Consider the following 19,465-nt stretch of genomic DNA (forward strand, 5'->3'; position numbering starts at 1 on the left):
GGGTGTCCGGATGGCCGGTGACGTTCGCAAGAACATGATCGTGAGCGCGACCCTGCTGATCCGCGAGCGGGGGATCGCCGGAACATCGCTCGCGGACGTGATCGAGCACAGCGGAGCCCCCCGAGGTTCGATCTACCACCATTTCCCAGGCGGCAAGAGCCAGCTGGCGGAGGAGGCCACCCGCTGGGCGGGCACGGTGATCAACCGCAAGCTGCGCACCGCCGCGAACGACCCGGTAGCCCTGGTGCGGATGCTGTTCTCCTTCTGGCGCAAAGAAATGGGCTCGGAGTTCGGGATCAGCTGCGCCGTTCTGGCCGCCGCCCTCGCCGACGACGAGTCCCCCGAGGCACACCAGGCGGCCGCCGAAGCCCTCGTCCGCTGGACCGAGATCATCACCGAAGTCCTGACAGACCAAGGAATCCCAACCGAACGCGCCTACCCAGTAGCCACCCTGATCGTCTCAGCGATCGAGGGAGCGGTAGTAATGGCCAGAGCCCAGCGAACCTTCCAACCACTCGATCGAGTGGAAACCGAACTAGTCCGCCTCCTCAACCACCTCCTCCCCACAGCACCTGACCCCACGCCAGCAGTAAGCACCCCAGCACGAAGCTCGGCGTGAATATGCCTGTCAAGACGGGCGGCCAGCCCGGCTACGCGCACCACGCGAGCCCACCAATCTGTCGAGCTACGCGCGCAGCGCGCCACCACGCTGGTAGGCAACGCCGCCGCAGGCGGCCGTGGGGGGTCTGGGGGGCTCGGCCCCCCAACACGATCCGGCGACGCCCCTGCGAAGGCGCGAGCACAGCGAGCACCGAGCAGGGGCCACCAAGGAGCCGGTGACGGGACTCGAACCCGTAACCTTTCGCTTACAAGGCGAGTGCTCTGCCAATTGAGCTACACCGGCGACTCGTTCATCGTAAGCAGTGGGTCCACTGGCTTTGCACACCGGCTCTTGTGGCGCGGGCCACTAGGGGCATAGCCGGGTTGGTTTCGGGTATGACCTGACGTGACACTTGCCACCCGACCGTTTGCCGGACGCGCCGTGCGGACTAACTGACTACTGTCTTGATGGCAGTGTCATCACAAGGAGGCTCTCTCCCGGTGAACAGTGGTGCGGATTTCATTGTGGTGGCCAACCGGCTGCCGGTCGACCTCGATCGTGCGCCGGACGGCACGGAGCGCTGGAAGCACAGTCCTGGTGGCCTGGTCAGCGCGCTTGAGCCGTTCCTGCGGTCCCGTAAGGGGGCGTGGGTGGGGTGGCCTGGGGTGGCCGATGTGGATGTCGACGACTTCGAGGACGACGGCCTGCGGCTGGCGCCCGTCACGTTGTCGGCCACCGAGGTCAGGGACTACTACGAGGGTTTCTCGAACGCGACGTTGTGGCCGCTCTACCACGACGTTGTCGAGGCGCCGGTGTTCGACCGGGCGTGGTGGGACTCGTATGTGAAGGTCAACCACAGGTTCGCCGAGGCCACGGCCGCGATCGCGGAGCCGGGTGCGACCGTGTGGATCCAGGACTACCAGCTGCAGCTGGTGCCCGCTCTGCTGCGGGAGCAGCGGCCGGATCTGCGGATCGGTTTCTTCCTGCACATCCCGTTCCCGCCGGTCGAGCTGTTCATGCAGCTGCCGTGGCGTACTGAGATCGTGCGCGGCCTGCTCGGCGCTGACCTGGTCGGGTTCCACCGGCCGGGTGGTGCGCAGAACTTCCTCTGGCTGGCGCGGCGGTTGGTCGGTCTGGAGCCGAGCCGGGCGGCGGTCGGGGTGCGGACCAGGCCCGGTCTGATCCATGTGGGGGACCGGCCGGTGCGGGTCGGCGCGTTCCCGATCTCGATCGATTCGGCCGGGCTGGACGGGATGGCCCGCAAGCGTGACGTCATCCAGCGGGCCCAGCAGATCCGTGCCGACCTGGGCAACCCTCGCAAGATCCTGCTGGGGGTCGACCGGCTGGACTACACCAAGGGCATCGACGTGCGCCTGCATGCGCTGCACGAGCTGCTGATGGAGGGCCGGATCGATCCGGACGAGGTCACCATGGTCCAACTGGCGACCCCGAGCCGCGAGCGGGTCGAGCATTATCAACGCATGCGGGCCGGGATCGAGCAGGTCGTGAGCCGGATCAACGGGGAGTTCGCCCGGGTGGGTCACCCGGTCGTGCACTACCTGCACCAGTCGGTGGACCGCCGTGAGCTGGTGGCCTTCTTCTCGGCCGCGGACGTCATGGTGGTCACGCCGGTCCGGGACGGCATGAACCTGGTCTGCAAGGAGTACGTCGCGTGCCGGCACGACCTGGGCGGCACGCTCGTGCTGTCCGAGTTCGCCGGTGCCGCCGCCGAACTCACCAGCGCGTTCCTGGTCAACCCTCATGATCTTGATGGGGTGAAGAATGCGCTGCATGCGGCCCTAACGATCGACCCTGCCGAGGGCCGCCGTAGGATGCGCGCTCTGCGACGTCAAGTCCTCACTCACGACGTTGACCGTTGGGCTCGGTCGTTCCTTGAGGCTCTGGGGTCGCAGGGGTTGAACTGAATCAGTTCAGATCGGAAAATTTCGCTTAGTGGCAATGGCTGCCACGCTGGAGCACGAGGAGAAGGCGTGACCGCCGAGGCTCTCCCCGCAGAACTGCGACGGGCGATCGTTCAGCTGGCCCGCACCCCGCGGCTGCTGGTCGCATGCGACTACGACGGCACTCTGTCACCGATCGTCGAAGACCCCGAGAAGGCCCGGCCGCAGCCGGAGTCGGTGGGCGCGCTGCGGTCGCTGGCGGGCCTGCACGAGACCACCACGGCGGTGATCTCCGGCCGTGCCCTGCGGGACCTGGCGACCATGTCCCGCCTGCCGTCCGAGGTGCACCTGGTCGGCAGCCACGGCTCGGAGTTCGACATCGGGTTCGTGCACTCGCTCAACGGCCCGGCCCGCGAGCTGCACGGCAGGCTGGAGGCCGAGCTGATCCGGCTGACCGAGGGCGTGCCGGGCGTGCACCTGGAGGTCAAGCCGGCCAGCGTCGCGGTGCACGTGCGCCGGGCCGAGCCGGAGGTGGCCGAGCGGATCGTCGCCGCCCTGCGTGAGGGGCCGTGCCTGTGGGACGGCATCCAGGTCACCGAGGGCAAGGCCGTCGTCGAGATGGCGGTCGTGCAGACCGACAAGGGCCACGCGCTGGACGTCCTGCGCCACCAGGTCGGCGCCACTGCCGCGATCTTCGTCGGCGACGACGTGACCGACGAGAAGGCGTTCGCCCGGCTGTCCGGCCCGGACCTGGGGGTGAAGGTCGGTCTCGGCGAGACGCTGGCCGAGTACCGGATCGCCGACACCATGGCGGTCGCCAGCATGCTGGCGTTCCTGCTGGAGGAGCGGCGGAACTGGCTGTACGGCGAGCAGGCCACGCCGATCGAGCGGCTGACCATGCTGGCCAACGAGCGTTCGGTCGCGCTGCTGACCCCCGAGGCCCGCGTCACCTGGCTGTGTCACCCGGAGCCGGACGCCGCCGCGGTGTTCGCCGACCTGCTGGGCGGCCCGTCCGCCGGGCACTTGTCGGTCACCCCGGAGCGTGGCGGTCTGCCGTTGGGCCAGCGGTACCTGCCGGGCACCATGACTGTTGAGACACGGTGGTCAGGCCTGTTGGTCACGGACTACCTGGAGCACTACCCACAGCCGCACCGGACCGACCTCATCCGCGTGATCACCGGCAGCAGCCGCGCGGTGCTGGACTTCGCGCCGCGGCCGGAGTTCGGCCAGGTCCCGGTGAAGCTGGTCAAGGACACCAATGGCCTGCGTGTGGTCGGTACGTCCGACCCCATGGCGTTGTACTCCCCCGGTGTCGACTGGGAGATCAGCTCCGACGGTATGCACGACACCGCGCGTGCGGTCGTCGCGCCCAACGGCGAGCCGATCCTGCTGGAACTGCGGTGCGGCACCGATGACCTCCAGCCGAACACCGTGCCGGAGCCGGAGCGCAAGGCACGCGCGAACGCGTACTGGTCCGAGTGGCTGGCCACCCTGACGTTGCCGGAGGTCGAGCGGGACCTCGTCGCACGCTCGGCGTTGACCCTGCGCGGCCTGTGCCACAGCGAGACCGGCGGCATCATGGCGGCCGCGACCACCTCGTTGCCCGAGGAGATCGGCGGCATCCGCAACTGGGACTACCGCTACTGCTGGCTGCGTGACGGCGCGTTGACCGCCAAGGCGCTGGTCTCGGTCGGCTCCACCTCCGAGGCCGAGGCGTTCCTCAACTGGGTCCACGGCGTACTCGCCACCGTCCCAGGCCCCGAGCGCCTGCACCCGCTGTACACGATCGCCGGCACCGGCCTCGGCCCCGAAGCCGTCATCGACACCCTCCCGGGCTACGCGGGTTCACGGCCCGTGCGCGTCGGCAACCTCGCCAACCAGCAGGTCCAGCTCGACGTGTTCGGACCCGTCGTCGACCTCGTGGCGGCCCTGTCGCTCGCGCGCGGCAAGCTCACCGACGACGACTGGAAGATGACCTGCGCGATGGCCGAGGCCGTGACGCGCCGGTGGGAAGAGCCCGACCACGGCATCTGGGAGGAGCGCCACCGCCCCCGCCACCACGTGTACTCCAAGGTCATGTGCTGGCTGACCATCGACCGCGCCATCACCCTCGCGGAGACCTACGGGCGGCAGCCGAGCCCCGAATGGCACGCGCTGCGCGACAAGATCGCGGAGAGCGTCCTCACCCGCGGCTGGAACGAAGAGGTCAAGTCCTTCACCACGGCATACGACGGCACTGACCTAGATGCGGCCAGCCTGTTCGTCGGCCTCTCGGGCCTGATCGACCCCTCCGACGAACGGTTCGGCGCCACGGTCAGCGCCATCGAGGCGGAACTGCGCAGCGGCTCCACCGTCTACCGCTACCACCGCGACGACGGCCTCCCGGGCAACGAGGGCGGCTTCCACCTCTGCGCGGCGTGGATGATCGAGGCCTACCTCCTCTGCGGCCGAAGGACAGAAGCGGAAGACCTCTTCGCGCAGATGGTCGACTGCGCCGGCCCCACCGGCCTCCTCCCCGAGGAATACGACCCCATCGCCGAACGCTCCCTCGGCAACCACCCCCAGGCCTACAGCCACCTGGGCCTGATCCGCTGCGCACAGCTGCTGAGCGCCAGCGACTGACCAGCACACCGAACCGAACAGCAAGGCCGGGCCGCTTGGCGGCCCGGCCTTCGCCATGTCTGGGACCGGGGCCAGGCGGGGCGGCGGGAGCAGGGCAAGGTGGGCGGGAACGGTGGGCGAAAGGGGGCGGGGGACGCGGAGGGGGTGCGCTGCGGGTGTTTGCGCGTGCTCGCGCCACAAGGAAGGCCCTCATGTCCTCTCCCTCCCGTATGGCCTGGACGAAGCCTCATCACAGGTGATTACCTCCGGCAGGCCATACGGGAGGGAGAGGGCACGCACCCAGCCCACAAGGATCCGAAGGATCCCCTGCCCCTCTTGGCGGCCTGCCGCGCGGCGAGCGCACTCTCAAGACCCGGGAACGTTAAACCCCCCACCGGGTAATAGCGGATGTGACGATGGAGAGGCCAGACCTAAGCGGAGCCGACGCGCCCGCAGTCCTGGAACGCCTCTACGACGAACACGCCCGAGACCTGCACCGATACCTAGCACGCCGACTGGACCCAACGACGGCAGACGACCTGGTAGCAGAGACGTACCTAGCTGCATGGGAACACCGCCACCGCTACGAACCCGCCCGCGCCACCGTGAAGTCATGGCTCTACGGCATCGCCACAAACCTCCTACGCAAACACGCGCGCAGCGAAGTGCGCGGCCTAAGAGCCACAGCACGTGAGGCAGCCAGACCCGTAGTCCACGACGGAACCGAAGCTGTAGCAATCCGGGTGGACGCCCAACGAGATCTAGGCACGGCACTCGCCGAACTACGCCCTGAGGAACGCGACGTACTCCTGCTCGTCGCGTGGGCAGGCCTGCGCCCAGCCGAGGCGGCCGAAGCGCTCAACATCGACCCGGTAACCGCGAGAACCCGCCTCCACCGCGCCCGAACAGCCCTCCGCAACCACCTGGAGCCGCGGAAATGAACCCCGACGACCAGCTGACGAAGTTCCGCGACGACATCCCGGAAATGACCGAAGCCGCCTTCCACCAAGGCAAAGCGCGCCTACAGGCAAGAACGGGAAAGACCCCAAAGCTGTGGCTGGTGGCAGCAGCGGTCGTAGTGGTAACGATAGGGGCAGCTGCCCTCAACAACAGAACAACCACCCCCGCGGCCCATGCCCTCTACCTCTACCTCTACATGGACGAGCAGCAATACGGCACCCCAGTCCCGGGCGCACAAGGCGATCTGATCACAAGCACGATAGGCGGCGACAACGTCGGCTACTGGCGCATGTGGATCCCCAGTGACCGCACCCAAACCTGGCGCCTCAGCAGGGATGTCCGCACCGGAACGCCAGACGGGCCGCTGCCGGCAGACCCACCCCTGCCGCACCTGGTCTCGGGTCTGTCCAAATGGGAGGGAACCTTCGAAGCCCCCAACGGCGACTTCTTCCCGATGAAAGGCAACTGGCTCGAGCCAACGGAAGCGTTCGTGAACGCCCTCCCCCGCACCCCCACGGAGCTCAACGAAAAGATCACCAACGAGGTCCTGGGACCGCCCTCAGCGGTCATAGACGCGGTGGAAGCCGTCCTGGCCCACCCAGCCCCCAAAGACCTCCGCACGGCGCTCTACGCGGCCCTGAAAACCCGCCCAGAGGTCAAAGAGACGACCGCGAAGACCAGAGACGGCCGCCCAGCGACCAGCTACGCGATCACCGACAACCCAGCGGACCCGAAGAACGCCACCACCCACGAACTCCTGGCCGACCCGGAAACCGGCGACCTCATCGGAACCCGCATCACCGGCTTCACCACACAGGAGACAGTGATCCACTGGACCGAAGTGAACGCCCTCGGCGCTACTTCTTAGACAGGGTGTCCACGAGGGTCCGCAGATCCGGCACCACGGTCGCCCGGATATCCGAAGGCAGCCGCCCGGAGTCCGGCGGAATGAGCGCCCGCTTGAACCCCAGCCGCGAAGCCTCGGACAACCGCCGCCCGACATTGCCCACCCGCCGCACCTCACCGGCGAGCCCGACCTCACCAATGATCACCATGTCCGGCGGCAACGGAATGTCGAGCTTCGCGCTGGCAACAGCCATCGCCAAAGCAAGATCGCCCGCGGGCTCGACGATCCGCATCCCGCCCACGGTCGCGGCGAAAACGTCTGACTTCCCCAACGGCAGACTCGCCCGGCGCTCCAGAACGGCAAGCACCTTGGCCACCCGTGACGACTCCAACCCGTTCACGGCACGCCGGGGCATAGGCAGGTCCGACGAGGCCACCAGAGCCTGAACCTCCCCCAGCAGAGCCCGTTTGCCCTCGGTGATGACTGTGATGGCAGTACCCGCAACGCCGATGTTCCGCTGGCTCATGAAGATCCCGGAAGGATCGGGCACGCCGAGGATGCCATCCTCGACCATCTCGAAGCAGCCGACCTCGTCCGCCGGGCCGAACCGGTTCTTCACCCCACGCACCAGCCGCAGCGACGAGTACTTGTCCCCCTCGAACTGCAGCACCACGTCCACGAGGTGCTCGAGCACGCGCGGACCGGCGACCGAGCCCTCCTTGGTGACGTGCCCGACGAGGATCACCGGCAGCCCGCGTTCCTTCGCCAGCGCCACCAGGCCCGCGGTCACCGCGCGAACCTGCGTCACCCCACCAGCGGAACTGTCGACAGCGGGCGACGACATGGTCTGCACGGAGTCGATGACGAGCATGGTCGGCTTGACCGCGTCGACGTGCCCGATCACGGTCGCGAGGTCGCTCTCCGAGGCCAGGTACATCTCCTGGTGGACGTTCCCGGTCCGCTCCGCACGCAGCCGGACCTGGCCCGCCGACTCCTCACCGGTGATGTACAGCGAACGCCCGGGCGAGCCCTCGCGCGAGGCCCACTGGTAGGCGACCTCCAGCAACAGCGTCGACTTGCCCACCCCGGGCTCACCCGCGAGCAACACCACCGCACCCGGCACCAGGCCGCCGCCGAGCACACGGTCCAGCTCGGGTACGCCGGTGACCACAGCGCGCGCGGACTCGACGTCGACCTCGGCGATCGGGCGCGCGGGCGAGCTCGGCGCGCCCGCGACGATCCTGGCCAGCGCCGGGCTGGCCGTCGCGACCTCGTCGATCGTCCCCCACGCCTGGCACTCCGGGCACCGGCCGAACCACTTGGGCGCGATCGCACCGCACTCACCACACCGGTACGACGGCCCCGCCTTTTTCACCACGGCAGCAACCTAGCGGTCACCGCCGACAGTTCAGGGCGACTCTTCGACCGGGGCCTGGCGTGGCGTGGTCGGCGTGGCGATCGGCACGGTCACCGTGGCCTGGCCACTGGCGAACACGAAGGTGATCTCGATCGTCTTGCCGGAGACGATGTCCTGGGTCAGGCCGGTGATGACAATGTTGATCTTGCCGATGACCACCGGCTGCGTCGAGCTGGTGGTGGTCGGCGCGCTCGTGGTCGTGGCGGCGCTACCCGAGGCGCTGCCAGAAGAAGCACTGCCGGACGCGCTGCCAGAAGCACCACCCGAGGCCGAAGGCGGCGTGGCCGAACCGGACGGGGCGCTGGGCGTCGTGGTCGTCGTCACGGTCGCCGACGATGAAGACGACGAGGAGGACGACTTCGTCGTGCCGCCTGAGCCGGGGGCGATCACGAGGGACGTGCCCGCGGGCAGCTTGCGGTCACCGGTGATCTCGGCCTCACCGGCCGGGCTGGTGACCCCGACCAGCTGGTCGTCGGCCTGCCCGGTGTTCACGATGACGCCCTCGACGACCGCGTCCGCACCAGAGCGGTAGACGCCGTCCTGCGGATATGCGAGCCGGACATCGCGGATGGCGATGGTGCCTGCCTGGCCGGTACCGCCGTTCACCGCGGGTTCCATCCCGGAGGTCTGGGCGATCTGGCCGGCCCCGCAGCCGGCGAGCGCCAGCGCGAGCCCCACGGCCGCCGGGGCGACGCGCAGCCATCCGGTGGAGTTCAGTCGTGCTCGACTCACGGTTGCCGGTCCTTCCTGGGAACGCATTACGGCCCGTCTGCCGCCGAAGCGTATCCGGCCGCCGTGGTTGAGCTTCCGGCGCCTCGCCCGCACCGGCCACCGGTCGTCCACTGTGGATCGAAACCGGGCTTGACAAGATCGTTTTTCCGCCTCCCGCAGCATGGTTGCCGGTATTTTGTCAACCCCCATGCGGTCCATACTGGTGCCGCTGACCTGCGCTTACCCGTTTCGAGCCGAGCTGAGGGGGATTGCGGGACGTGTTAGAATAGGGTCAGCGAAAGGGGCAGAGGACACATGGTTTTCAAGGTCGGAGAGACCGTCGTCTACCCGCACCACGGTGCCGCTCTCATCGAAGCAATAGAGACCCGCGTGATCAAGGGCGAGGAGAAGAAGTACCTCGTTCTCAAGGTCGCGCAAGGTGATCTCACGGTTCGCGTGCCTGCTGACAACGCCGAGATCGTAGGCGTGCGGGACGTCGTGGGTCAGGAAGGTCTCAACCGAGTCTTCGATGTTCTGCGTGCTCCTCACACCGAGGAGCCGACCAACTGGTCACGGCGGTATAAGGCCAACCTCGAGAAGCTCGCCTCCGGCGATGTGAACAAGGTGGCCGAAGTGGTGCGAGACCTCTGGCGGCGTGAGAAGGACCGTGGCCTGTCCGCGGGCGAGAAGCGGATGCTGGCCAAGGCGAGGCAGATTCTGGTCAGCGAACTGGCGCTGGCCGAGGGCACCGACGAGGACAAGGCGGAAGTCCTCCTCGACGAGGTCCTGGCCACAGCCGCGGCGGTCTGAACACACACCGCAGACAACAACACAGGCGGAAAGAGTCCTCGGACGCGATGAACAGTGCCGTCGCGCTCGTGATTCCGGCTACTTCCGTGCATGGCATCTCACTCACCAAGCGTGCCGTGCGTGGCCTGCTCGACGCGGGCTGCGTGCGGCACGTTTTTATTTGTACTCCTGATCCACTGACGCAGCCCGTGACCGATCACGTGAGTGTCGTCATAGGCGGCGTGCGAGCCGGTCTCGCCGAGGTGATGCGGATCTTGCCAGACACCCGGTACGTGCTCGTGCACGAGGCCTCCCGTGCGGCGACGCCGCCCGAGGTGATAAAAGCGGTGGTGGCGGAGCTGGAGCGAGGGGCTCAGGCGGTCGTTCCGGTGCTGCCGCTGACGGACACGGTCAAAGATGTCGACGAGGAAGGCCGGATCCTCGGCACCCGCGACCGGTCCGGGATACGTGTCATGCAGTCCCCTCTCGGTGTGACTACAGAACTGCTACAGGCCGCGGAGGGCCCGCTGCCTGCTGGGCTCGGCGTCGCACTGACCACAGTGCCGGGGCACCCGCAAGGCCTGCGCATCAGGACGGCGTTCGACGTCGCTACCGTGACGCCGTGATCCCACGCGTTGGCACCGGTTCGGACGTGCATCCCGTCGAGGCCGGGCGGGAGTGCTGGCTGGCCGGCTTGCGCTGGGATGGCGCCGACGGCTGCGCCGGGCACTCCGACGGTGACGTCGCCGCGCACGCGTTGTGTGACGCTGTTCTCGCCGCGGCGGGTCTGGGTGATCTGGGGGCGGTGTTCGGGACCGGCGATCCGCGCTGGCAGGGCGCGCACGGCGTTGAGCTGCTGACCGAGGTGCGGCGGCGGATCGAGGCGGCCGGGTTCCAGCTGGGGAACGCGTCGGTGCAGGTCATCGGGAACGCGCCCAAGATCAGCAAGCGCCGTGACGAGGCACAGCGGGCGCTGTCCGAGGCGATCGGCGGCCCGGTCTCGGTGTCCGGCACGACCACCGACGGACTTGGGCTGACCGGTCGGGGTGAAGGGATCGCGGCGATCGCCACAGCGCTGGTCGTCCGGCAGGTGAACTGACCCTCGATCGGCGCGGTCTGGACCAATCGCCCCCGTAGCCTGGCGGTATGAGCATCCACGGTGTCCTGTTCGACTTCTCCGGAACGTTGTTTCGCCTCGAGCCGGATCTGAGCGGCCTGGTCGACGTCGATGGCCGTCCGATGAACGGCGAGGCGCAGGCCGAGGTCATGCGGCGGATGACCGGCCCGACCGGACGGCCGGTGGGTCTGCCGGAGCACCTGCACGACGACTGGGAACAACGGGATCTCAACCCGCCGCTGCACCGCGAGCTGTACATGGCGGTGCTGCGCGGGTCCGGTGTCGGCAACCCGGACTTCCTGTACGACAGCATGCTCGGCGCGGAGAGCTGGCGTCCGTACCCGGACACCGTGGCGGCGCTGAAAACGGTGGCACAGGCCGGGATCCCGGTCGGCGTGGTCAGCAACATCGCGTGGGACATCCGGCCGGTGTTCGAGAACGTGGGCGCGGCCGAGTACGTCGACGCGTTCGTCCTGTCGTACGTGGAAGGCATGGTCAAGCCGGAGCCGCGACTGTTCACTGTGGCCTGTGAGCGCATCGGCGTGCCGCCCGGGCAGGTGCTCATGATCGGTGACAGCCGGGAGGCCGACGGCGGCGCCGAGCGGATCGGGTGCGCCTTCGCGGAAGTCGAGCCGCTGCCCGTTGACCAGCGGCCAACTGCGTTGCTCGACGTGCTCGCCGCCCACGGGCTGTGAGGAATCGGTTAGCGGCAGCCCGTACCATCCTTGTGTGAGCCTTCACCTGTATGACACCGCGACCCGGAGCACGAGGGAGTTCCACCCCTCGCGGAACGGAACGGCGTCCATCTACGTGTGTGGGGCCACAGTTCAGGGCGTCCCGCACATCGGGCACGTCCGTGGCGCGCTGAACTACGACGTGCTGCGCCGGTGGCTGGCCGCCGGTGGTCTGGACGTCCTGCTCGTGCGCAACGTCACGGACATCGACGACAAGATCCTGACCAAGGCCGCCGCCGCGGGCCGGCCCTGGTGGGAGTGGGCACAGACGCACGAGCGCGCGTTCGAGGACGCGTACGAGGCGCTGGGCTGCCTGCCGCCGTCGTACATGCCCCGAGCGACCGGGCACGTCACGCAGATGATCGAGCTGATGCAACGGCTGATCGACCGCGGGCACGCGTACGCGGCCGCCGGCGACGTTTACTTCTCCGTGGCCTCGTTCCCGGAGTACGGCGCGCTTTCCGGGCAGCGGCCGGACGAGGTGCAGCAGGGCGAGAGCGCCGCCGAGGGCAAGCGGGACAGCCGCGACTTCACGTTGTGGAAGGCTGCCAAGCCCGGTGAGCCGTCCTGGCCGACCCCGTGGGGCGACGGGCGCCCCGGCTGGCACCTCGAGTGCTCCGCCATGGCCACGACGTACCTGGGCGGCGAGTTCGACATCCACGGCGGCGGGATCGACCTGATCTTCCCGCACCACGAGAACGAGCAGGCCCAGTCGCACGCCGCGGGCGACAAGTTCGCGAACTACTGGCTGCACAACGGCTGGGTCACCATGTCCGGCGAGAAGATGAGCAAGTCGCTGGGCAACGTGGTGGCCATCCCGGAGATGCTCAACTCGGTGCGCGCGCCCGAGCTGCGGTACTACCTGGTCACCCCGCACTACCGGTCGACCATCGAGTACTCGAAGACCGCGCTCGCCGAGGCGGTGGCCGCGTACGGGCGGATCGAGACGTTCCTGCGCAACGTCGCCGGCCGGCTCGGCGCGGTCGAGCCGGCCTCGTTCAGCCCCGAGTTCATCGCGGCGATGGACGACGACCTCGGCACCCCGGCGGCCATCGCGGCCGTGCACACCGCTGTCCGGGAGGGCAACATCGCGCTGGCGTCCGGTCAGGACGCCGAGGCGATCGCGGCCGCCGGGTCGGTGCGGGCGATGATGGGCGTGCTGGGCCTGGACCCGTTGTCGCGGCTGTGGTCCGAGGAGTCCACAACGGACGGTGCGCACCGCAACGCGCTCGCCTCCCTTGTGGACGGTCTGCTCGAGGAACGCGAGAAGGCCCGCAAGGACAAGAACTTCGCCGTCGCCGATGTAGTGCGTGATCGCCTGCTCGCGGCCGGCATCACCGTCGAGGACACCCCCGACGGTCCACTATGGACGTTGAAGGACAGCTAGCGTGGCCGGGAACTCAAGGCGTAAGGGTGCGATGCGGAAGCCCGGCTCCAAAAAGGGGGCGGTCGTCGGCTCCGGCGGGCAGCGCCGCAAGGGCCTGGAGGGCAAGGGCCCGACGCCCAAGGCGCAGGACCGCCCCAACCACAAGGCGTACCGCAAGCCAGCCGCGCGGCCGGCTCAGCAGCAACAGCGCAAGCCGGAGCGCCGGGACTCGGCGCCCTCGTCCGAGCTGGTGGCGGGCCGCAACCCCGTCGTGGAGTGTCTGCGTGCCGAGGTCCCGTCGACCGCGTTGTACGTGGCCCTCGGCATCGACGCGGACGACCGGGTCAACGACGCGGTCCAGCTGGCGGCCGACCGGGGCATCTCGGTGCTGGAGGTCTCCCGGCCCGAGCTGGACCGGTTGACGCACAACGCCACCCACCAGGGCATCGCGCTGCAGATCCCGCCGTACGAGTACGCGCACCCGGACGACCTGCTGGAGATCGCCAAGAACTCCGGCGAGGACGCGTTGCTGGTGGCCCTCGACGGCGTCACCGACCCGCGCAACCTCGGCGCGATCATCCGGTCGGCCGCGGCCTTCGGCGCCCACGGTGTCGTCGTGCCGCAGCGCCGCAGCGCCGGGATCACGGCGGTCGCATGGCGCACCAGCGCGGGCACCGCCGCCCGCCTGCCGGTCGCCGTGGCCACGAACCTGACCCGGACCTTGAAGGACTGGGCGGACACCGGCCTGATGGTCGTCGGCCTCGACGCCGACAGCACCATCACGGTGGACGAGCTGGAACTCGCCAACGGCCCGATCGTGGTCGTGGTGGGCTCCGAAGGCCGTGGCCTGAGCCGTCTGGTGCGGGAACGCTGCGACGAAACGGTGTCCATCCCGATGGCCGCCGGCGTCGAGTCGCTGAACGCCTCCGTGGCCGCCGGAGTGGTCCTCGCCGAGATCGCCCGCCGCCGCCGCACAGCAGGGCGCATCTAGCCGAAGCGTCACCGCAGGTCCGCCTGGTCGGATAGGGTCAGCTGGCCCTGTCCCGCTACGAGGTTCCGATGTCCTTCGCCAGCCCGCTGTTCCTGTGGTACTTCACGCCGCTCGTGCTCGTGGCGGTGCTCGTCGCACCCAGGTCCTGGCGCAACGGCATCATCGCGGTGGCCAGCCTGTTCTTCTACGCCACCGCGGCCGGTTCGGACACGTGGATCCTGCTGATCACCATGGTGGTCAACTTCGTGGCCGGCCCGTTCCTGGAGCCCGACCAGTGGGACCGCAACCACTCCCGGCGCAAGCAGCTGCTGATCGGGGTGGTCGGGGTCGACCTGACCGTGCTGGTGATCTGGAAGTACGCGGGGTTCGCGACCGAGCAGCTGGCGGCGCTCGCGCACCTGTTCGGCGGGGACTTCCCGGTCACGCACCTGTTGCTGCCGATCGGGATCTCGTTCTTCACCTTCCACCACATCTCGTACGTCGTGGACGTGTACCGCGGCGAGCGGCTGGCGCTGCGCAACCCGGTGTCATTCGTGACGTACATCGCGATGTTCCCGCAGCTGATCGCCGGCCCGATCGTGCGCTACCGGGAGATCTCCGACCAGCTGCCGCAGCAGCGCAGCCACCGGCTGGACGACATCGCCGCCGGGTTCCCGCGGTTCGCGCTGGGGCTGTGCAAGAAGGCGATCATCGCCGACTCGTTGTCCCCCATGGTGAACGCGTGCTTCGCCACGCCCGCGGACAAGATGACGTTCGCGGTCGCGTGGCTGGGCGCGATCGGGTACACGCTGCAGCTGTACTTCGACTTCTCCGGGTACTCGGACATGGCGATCGGACTCGGCCGGATGCTCGGCTTCCGGCTGCCGGAGAACTTCGCGCGGCCGTACTCCAGCGTCACCATCACCGAGTTCTGGCGGCGCTGGCACATGTCGCTGTCCCGGTGGTTCCGCGACTACGTGTACATCCCGTTGGGCGGCAACCGGCACGGCGCCGCCCGGACCTACCGGAACCTGTGCGTCGTGTTCGTGCTCACCGGGTTCTGGCACGGCGCGAACTGGACGTTCCTGGTGTGGGGCATCTACCACGGCGCGCTGCTGATCATCGAGCGCGGCTTCCACCTGGAGGACGCGCCCACCGAACGCCGGCCCCGCATCGCCCGCCGCGCGCTCACGATGTTCCTCGTGGTCATCGGCTGGGTGTACTTCAAGTCGAGTGACCTGCCCAGCGCCCTGACCATGGTCGGCCACATGTTCCTGCCCGACTTCACGGGTCTGACCGACGCGGTCACCACGGCCCTGACCAACCAGCGGCTGTTCATCCTGTTGGCGGCCATGGCGATCCTGTTCATGCCCGCGCAGCCCGTGGCCGGTCCGCTGATCGAGTCGTCCCGCAGCCTCCCGGCCACGATCCTGCGCGTTGGCGTGATGACCGCCGGTGTGGCCTACGCGGCCCTCCTGGTCGCCTCGGGCACCTTCAGCCCGTTCCTCTACTACCAGTTCTAAGCTGTGTAACCGCCGTCGACGGCGATCTCCGCTCCCGTGACGTACCGGCCGCTGTCACCGGCCAAATAGGACACCGCGGCGGCGATGTCGGCGGATTCGCCGTAGTGGCCGAGGGCGGTGTGGCTGCGGTTCTCGTCGGCGACCGGGCTGTCGGCGGGGTTCATCGCGGTGTCGATGGGGCCGGGGTGGATGAGGTTGGCGGTGATGCCGCGGGGGCCGAGGTCGCGGGCGAGCGCCTTGGTGAGGCCGACCAGCGCGGACTTGCTCAACGAGTAGACCGCGTAGCCCGGACCGGTCACCCGGGTGGCCGCGCAGCTGCCGATGTTGACGATCCGGCCGCCCTCGCCCAGGACGTTGGCCGCCGCTCGCGCCGCGAGGAACGGCGCCTTCACGTTGATGTCCACGACCTCGTCGAAGTCCGAGCCGGTCAGCTCGCCGATCGCGCCGAACGCCGCCACCCCCGCGTTGTTCACGAGGATGTCCAACCGCCCGAACTCCGCCACCGCGGCCTCGACCGCCCCGACCACACTGGCGGAGTCCGAGGTCTGGACCACCAGCGCCCGCCGCCCCACGGCCTTCACCGACTCGACCACCTCCGCGGCCTGCGCCGCGCTGTTGGAATGGGTCAGCACGATGTCCGCGCCGTCCTGCGCCAGCCGCACCGCCACCGCCGCACCGATCCCCCTGCTGCCCCCGGTGACCAGCGCCACCCTGCCTTCGATGTTGTTCATGGCAACCATGAAAGGGCCTGTCGGCTGGGTAGTCCGGCGGCTTTCCGACCGCGCGTTCGAGGGCCACAATTCATTGACAAGAAGGATCACCTGCGAGACATTGGAACAAGTCGGTCTTTTTGTCTCACTCCCGGCTCAGGAGGCGCAGGTGCTGACCACGCGGCTGTTGGACCTCGGCGACCTGGCGACGATGGGCACGCTCAAGCGTGGGATAGCGAGCTCGTGGGCGAAGGCGCTGAACTCCGACTCGTTGCCCGGCGAGCAGTACACCGACCCGCCCGGCGACCCCGGGCTGTTCGGGCCGGACTCGGCGATCTGGTACGTGCACGACGACCCGTGCGGCGTGATCGGTGGCGTGATGGGGTTGATCCTGGGGTCCCTGCACGAGCCGACCATGCACGGCACCAACAAGCACTCCGTCTACAAGGACGACCCCGCGGGGCGGTTAGGCAGGACGGTCTCGTTCGTCAACGCGATGGCCTTCGCGAGCACGCCGGTGGCCGAGAAGATGGCGCTCACCGTGCGGCGCATGCACAAACACGTCCAGGGCACGATGCCCGACGGCCGCCCGTACTCCGCCACCGCGTCGGAGAACCTGATCTGGACCGGTGTTACGCAGGCGCACGGCATCATCCAGGCGCACCTGCGCTACCACCCTAAGCCCGTCGACAAGGCCGGAGTGGACCAGTACTACGCCGAATACGCTGTCATCACCGAGATGCTCGGCGCCACCGGCGTTCCCAAAACAGCGTCCGAAGTGGACGAATACTTCCGGATGATGCGCCCCAGGCTGACCTACTCCGAGGAGACCGCCGGGGCGGTGGCGTTCTTCGCGCATCCCTTCGGCCCCACCAACGCCGCCCGCGCCGGCAGCCGGATCCTCAGCAAGGCCGCGTTCGACCTGCTGCCCGGCTGGGCCGCCAAGTTGTACCGGCTGCACACCAACCCCGTCGAGCAGATGATCACCCGTCGTTCGATGCGCGTGATGCTGCAGCTGCTGCGGGACGCGGTGGGCCCGTCGATCATCAAAACCCAAGCGGTGAAACGAGCCTCAGCGCCTGCGGCGGCCGTGTCCATCCACTAGGGTCCGGGCTGTGACGGACTGGGCGGTCTATGTGGCGATGCCGTTCGTCGCGGCCGCCCTCGGCTACGTCACCAAACGGATCGCCATCGAGATGATGTTCCGGCCGATCGAGTTCGTCGGCATCAGGGGGACGTTCATCGGCTGGCAGGGTGTGGTGCCGCGCAACGCCGAGCGCACCATCCGGATCGCGGTGGAGCTGCTCACCAGCAAGCTGATCGACGCCCGCGAGGTGTTCGCCCGGGTCGACCCGGACCGGCTCACCCGCGAGCTGGAAACCGCGCTGCTACTCCAGATCGACCGGATCGCGCGGGACATCATCGCCCGCAACCACCCCGCGCTCTGGGACACGATGCCCGCGCTCGCGCAGGACGTTGTGGTCAAACAGGTCCAGGCGGGCGCGCCGGAAGCGGTCCGCCGACTGGTCGAGGAGGTCCACGACAACATCGACCACCTGCTGGACCTCAAGGAGCTCGCGGTCGACACGCTGCGGCGCGACCGGCGGCTGATGGTCCGGCTGGTCAAGGACATCTCCCAGCCGGAGATGCGGTTCATCGCCCGCAGCGGCATCTACTTCGGCTTCGTCCTCGGCCTCGTCCAGACCGTGGTGTGGGCGTTCAGCAAGGACCCGATCATCCTGCCGCTGTTCGGCGCGGGCATCGGCTGGGTCACCGACTGGCTGGCGATCAAGCTCGTGTTCTTCCCGCGGGAGCGCAAGCGGATCCTCGGAGTCGTTCCGTTCCAAGGGATCTTCCAGCGGCGCCGGGACGAAGTGGCGCGCCAGTACGGGGATCTGGTCGCCCGCGAGGTGATGACCGTGCCCAACATCATGGCCGCGGTGCTCAACAGCCCGCGCGCGGACCGGCTGGAAGCGTTGGTGCGCCGGGTGGTCTGGGAGACGGTGGACGCGCAGGCCGGGATCGCGCGGCGGGTGATCGGCGAACAGCAGCTGCTGAAGATGAAGCGTGAGGCCGCGAACCAAGCGATGGCAACGCTTCCGCAGACCGTGCTGCAGGCTCAGGAGTACCTCACCGAGGCGCTCGACGTCGGGAACACCATCGCGCGCAAGATGAACGATCTGTCCCGTGTGGAGTATGAGGAGCTGCTGCGGCCCGCGTTCCGGCAGGACGAGTGGAAGCTGATCGCGGTCGGCGCGGTGATCGGGTTCCTGGTCGGCGAGCTGCAGGTGCACCTGCTAGTGCGCTGAGACCCGGACCTTCGCGAACAGCCGCGCCCCCAGGTAGATCAGGAACGAGATCGCGGTGACGAACGCGCTCACCGGAACCCCAGGCGCCAGCGAGAGAATGATTCCGCCCAGCACGGAAACCTCGGCGAACACCACCGACAGGATCGTCGCGCGCAACGGGTTCGCGGTGATCCGGCAGGCGGCGGCCGCGGGCGTGACCATCAACGACAGAACCAGCAGCGCCCCAACGGTCTGCACGCCCAGCGCGGTCGCGACCCCGACGAGCACAGCGAAAATCGGCGACAACGCGCCAGTCGGCACGCCACGCGCCCGAGCCACATCCGGGTCCACGGAAGCGAACATCAACGGCCGGTAGATCACGGCGAGCACGCCGAGCACAACCACCGCGCACACCGACAGCAGCAGGATCGACGCGAAGTCCACGCTCACGATCTGCCCGACCAGCAGGCCGAACTTGTTCGACGCGCGCCCCGGGTACATCCACAGGAACAACACGCCGAGCCCGAGCCCGAACGCGAGCACGACACCGATCACCGAGTCCGTCTCGGTGGACCGGCGGGACAACAGACCCAGCACCAGCGCGGCCACGATCGACCCGGCCAGCGCGCCGTAGCCGACCCCGATCCCCATCAACAGCGCCGCCGCACCACCGGTGACCGCGAGTTCGCTCGTGCCGTGCACGGAGAACGCCATGTTCCGGCTGACGATCAACGGCCCCAGGATCCCAGCCAGCAGACCCAAGATGGCCGCAGCGAGCAACGCATCCCGCACGAAGGCGTACTGGAGCACCTCGAGGGTCTTGTCGAAGTCGAAGAACTTGTTCATGTCAATGGTCCTCGCTGCGCTCCGACGGACTTGGCCGCCGGAAGCCGATCATTTCCACCTCGCGCCACGCGACCGGCATCGCTC

Annotated in this window: 18 protein-coding genes and 1 tRNA gene; 14 read left to right on the forward strand and 5 right to left on the reverse strand. The window is 68.5% G+C overall.

Annotated features, from left to right (window positions below):
* The first annotated feature begins 10 nt into the window (after positions 1 to 10).
* Entirely contained in the window at positions 11 to 619 is a 609-nt protein-coding gene (locus AB0J95_RS02155) for a TetR/AcrR family transcriptional regulator (RefSeq protein WP_364751083.1), read from the forward strand.
* A gap of 212 nt (positions 620 to 831) precedes the next feature.
* Here the strand turns inward: AB0J95_RS02155 and AB0J95_RS02160 are convergent.
* Positions 832 to 904, reverse strand: a tRNA-Thr gene (locus AB0J95_RS02160).
* A gap of 197 nt (positions 905 to 1,101) precedes the next feature.
* Here AB0J95_RS02160 and AB0J95_RS02165 point away from each other — a divergent pair.
* The 4 genes from AB0J95_RS02165 to AB0J95_RS02180 all read left to right on the forward strand — a co-directional run bounded on the left by AB0J95_RS02165 (position 1,102) and on the right by AB0J95_RS02180 (position 6,931).
* The gene (locus AB0J95_RS02165) at positions 1,102 to 2,526 is read left to right on the forward strand and encodes a trehalose-6-phosphate synthase (protein WP_364751086.1); all 1,425 of its coding nucleotides are present in this window, start codon (positions 1,102 to 1,104) and stop codon (positions 2,524 to 2,526) included.
* Positions 2,527 to 2,592: 66 nt separating this feature from the next.
* Complete coding sequence (gene otsB, locus AB0J95_RS02170) at positions 2,593 to 5,124, forward strand: trehalose-phosphatase (protein ID WP_364751089.1); 2,532 nt, start codon at positions 2,593 to 2,595, stop codon at positions 5,122 to 5,124.
* Positions 5,125 to 5,519: 395 nt separating this feature from the next.
* The gene (locus AB0J95_RS02175; RefSeq protein ID WP_364751092.1) at positions 5,520 to 6,044 is read left to right on the forward strand and encodes a sigma-70 family RNA polymerase sigma factor; all 525 of its coding nucleotides are present in this window, start codon (positions 5,520 to 5,522) and stop codon (positions 6,042 to 6,044) included.
* Positions 6,041 to 6,931: a hypothetical protein gene (locus tag AB0J95_RS02180; protein ID WP_364751094.1), complete on the forward strand. Its 891-nt coding sequence runs from the start codon at positions 6,041 to 6,043 to the stop codon at positions 6,929 to 6,931. The genes AB0J95_RS02175 and AB0J95_RS02180 overlap by 4 nt, the downstream gene beginning before the upstream one ends.
* Here the strand turns inward: AB0J95_RS02180 and radA are convergent.
* Positions 6,921 to 8,288, reverse strand: a complete 1,368-nt coding sequence (gene radA / locus AB0J95_RS02185) for a DNA repair protein RadA (protein WP_364751097.1) — start codon at positions 8,286 to 8,288, stop codon at positions 6,921 to 6,923. The two genes, AB0J95_RS02180 and radA, sit on opposite strands and share 11 nt — an antisense overlap.
* 30 nt (positions 8,289 to 8,318) lie before the next feature.
* Positions 8,319 to 9,059, reverse strand: a complete 741-nt coding sequence (locus tag AB0J95_RS02190; RefSeq protein ID WP_364751100.1) for a hypothetical protein — start codon at positions 9,057 to 9,059, stop codon at positions 8,319 to 8,321.
* Between the two features lie 294 nt (positions 9,060 to 9,353).
* On the opposite strand from AB0J95_RS02190, the gene AB0J95_RS02195 reads away from it, so the two are divergent.
* The 7 genes from AB0J95_RS02195 (at position 9,354) to AB0J95_RS02225 (ending at position 15,537) form a co-directional block, all read left to right on the forward strand.
* Positions 9,354 to 9,848: a CarD family transcriptional regulator gene (locus tag AB0J95_RS02195; RefSeq protein WP_033392499.1), complete on the forward strand. Its 495-nt coding sequence runs from the start codon at positions 9,354 to 9,356 to the stop codon at positions 9,846 to 9,848.
* Between the two features lie 47 nt (positions 9,849 to 9,895).
* Entirely contained in the window at positions 9,896 to 10,453 is a 558-nt protein-coding gene (locus tag AB0J95_RS02200) for a 2-C-methyl-D-erythritol 4-phosphate cytidylyltransferase (RefSeq protein ID WP_364751103.1), read from the forward strand.
* Positions 10,450 to 10,926 carry a 2-C-methyl-D-erythritol 2,4-cyclodiphosphate synthase gene (ispF, locus tag AB0J95_RS02205; RefSeq protein ID WP_364751106.1) on the forward strand — a complete coding sequence of 159 codons (477 nt, stop codon included), beginning with the start codon at positions 10,450 to 10,452 and terminating at the stop codon, positions 10,924 to 10,926. The genes AB0J95_RS02200 and ispF overlap by 4 nt, the downstream gene beginning before the upstream one ends.
* A gap of 47 nt (positions 10,927 to 10,973) precedes the next feature.
* Positions 10,974 to 11,639: an HAD family hydrolase gene (locus tag AB0J95_RS02210; RefSeq protein ID WP_364751108.1), complete on the forward strand. Its 666-nt coding sequence runs from the start codon at positions 10,974 to 10,976 to the stop codon at positions 11,637 to 11,639.
* Between the two features lie 34 nt (positions 11,640 to 11,673).
* The gene (gene cysS, locus AB0J95_RS02215) at positions 11,674 to 13,065 is read left to right on the forward strand and encodes a cysteine--tRNA ligase (protein WP_364751111.1); all 1,392 of its coding nucleotides are present in this window, start codon (positions 11,674 to 11,676) and stop codon (positions 13,063 to 13,065) included.
* A 1-nt stretch (position 13,066) separates the two neighbouring features.
* Positions 13,067 to 14,035: a 23S rRNA (guanosine(2251)-2'-O)-methyltransferase RlmB gene (gene rlmB, locus AB0J95_RS02220; RefSeq protein ID WP_364751114.1), complete on the forward strand. Its 969-nt coding sequence runs from the start codon at positions 13,067 to 13,069 to the stop codon at positions 14,033 to 14,035.
* Positions 14,036 to 14,103: 68 nt separating this feature from the next.
* Entirely contained in the window at positions 14,104 to 15,537 is a 1,434-nt protein-coding gene (locus AB0J95_RS02225) for an MBOAT family protein (RefSeq protein ID WP_364751117.1), read from the forward strand.
* Here the strand turns inward: AB0J95_RS02225 and AB0J95_RS02230 are convergent.
* On the reverse strand, positions 15,534 to 16,268 hold the full coding sequence (locus tag AB0J95_RS02230) for an SDR family oxidoreductase (protein ID WP_364751120.1): 735 nt from the start codon (positions 16,266 to 16,268) through the stop codon (positions 15,534 to 15,536). The two genes, AB0J95_RS02225 and AB0J95_RS02230, sit on opposite strands and share 4 nt — an antisense overlap.
* A 148-nt stretch (positions 16,269 to 16,416) precedes the next feature.
* Between AB0J95_RS02230 and AB0J95_RS02235 the strand changes: the two genes are divergently transcribed.
* Positions 16,417 to 17,352 (forward strand): oxygenase MpaB family protein, encoded by a 936-nt coding sequence (locus AB0J95_RS02235; protein WP_364751123.1) that lies wholly within the window; start codon positions 16,417 to 16,419, stop codon positions 17,350 to 17,352.
* Positions 17,353 to 17,362: 10 nt separating this feature from the next.
* A complete protein-coding gene (locus AB0J95_RS02240; protein ID WP_364751126.1) occupies positions 17,363 to 18,556 on the forward strand; it encodes a DUF445 domain-containing protein in 1,194 nt (397 codons plus the stop codon).
* Here AB0J95_RS02240 and AB0J95_RS02245 read toward each other — a convergent pair.
* On the reverse strand, positions 18,545 to 19,381 hold the full coding sequence (locus AB0J95_RS02245) for a metal ABC transporter permease (protein WP_364751128.1): 837 nt from the start codon (positions 19,379 to 19,381) through the stop codon (positions 18,545 to 18,547). The genes AB0J95_RS02240 and AB0J95_RS02245 overlap by 12 nt on opposite strands.
* Positions 19,382 to 19,465 lie beyond the last annotated feature (84 nt).

Source organism: Actinocrispum sp. NPDC049592, from assembly GCF_040675465.1.
GTDB lineage: Bacteria > Actinomycetota > Actinomycetes > Mycobacteriales > Pseudonocardiaceae > Kibdelosporangium.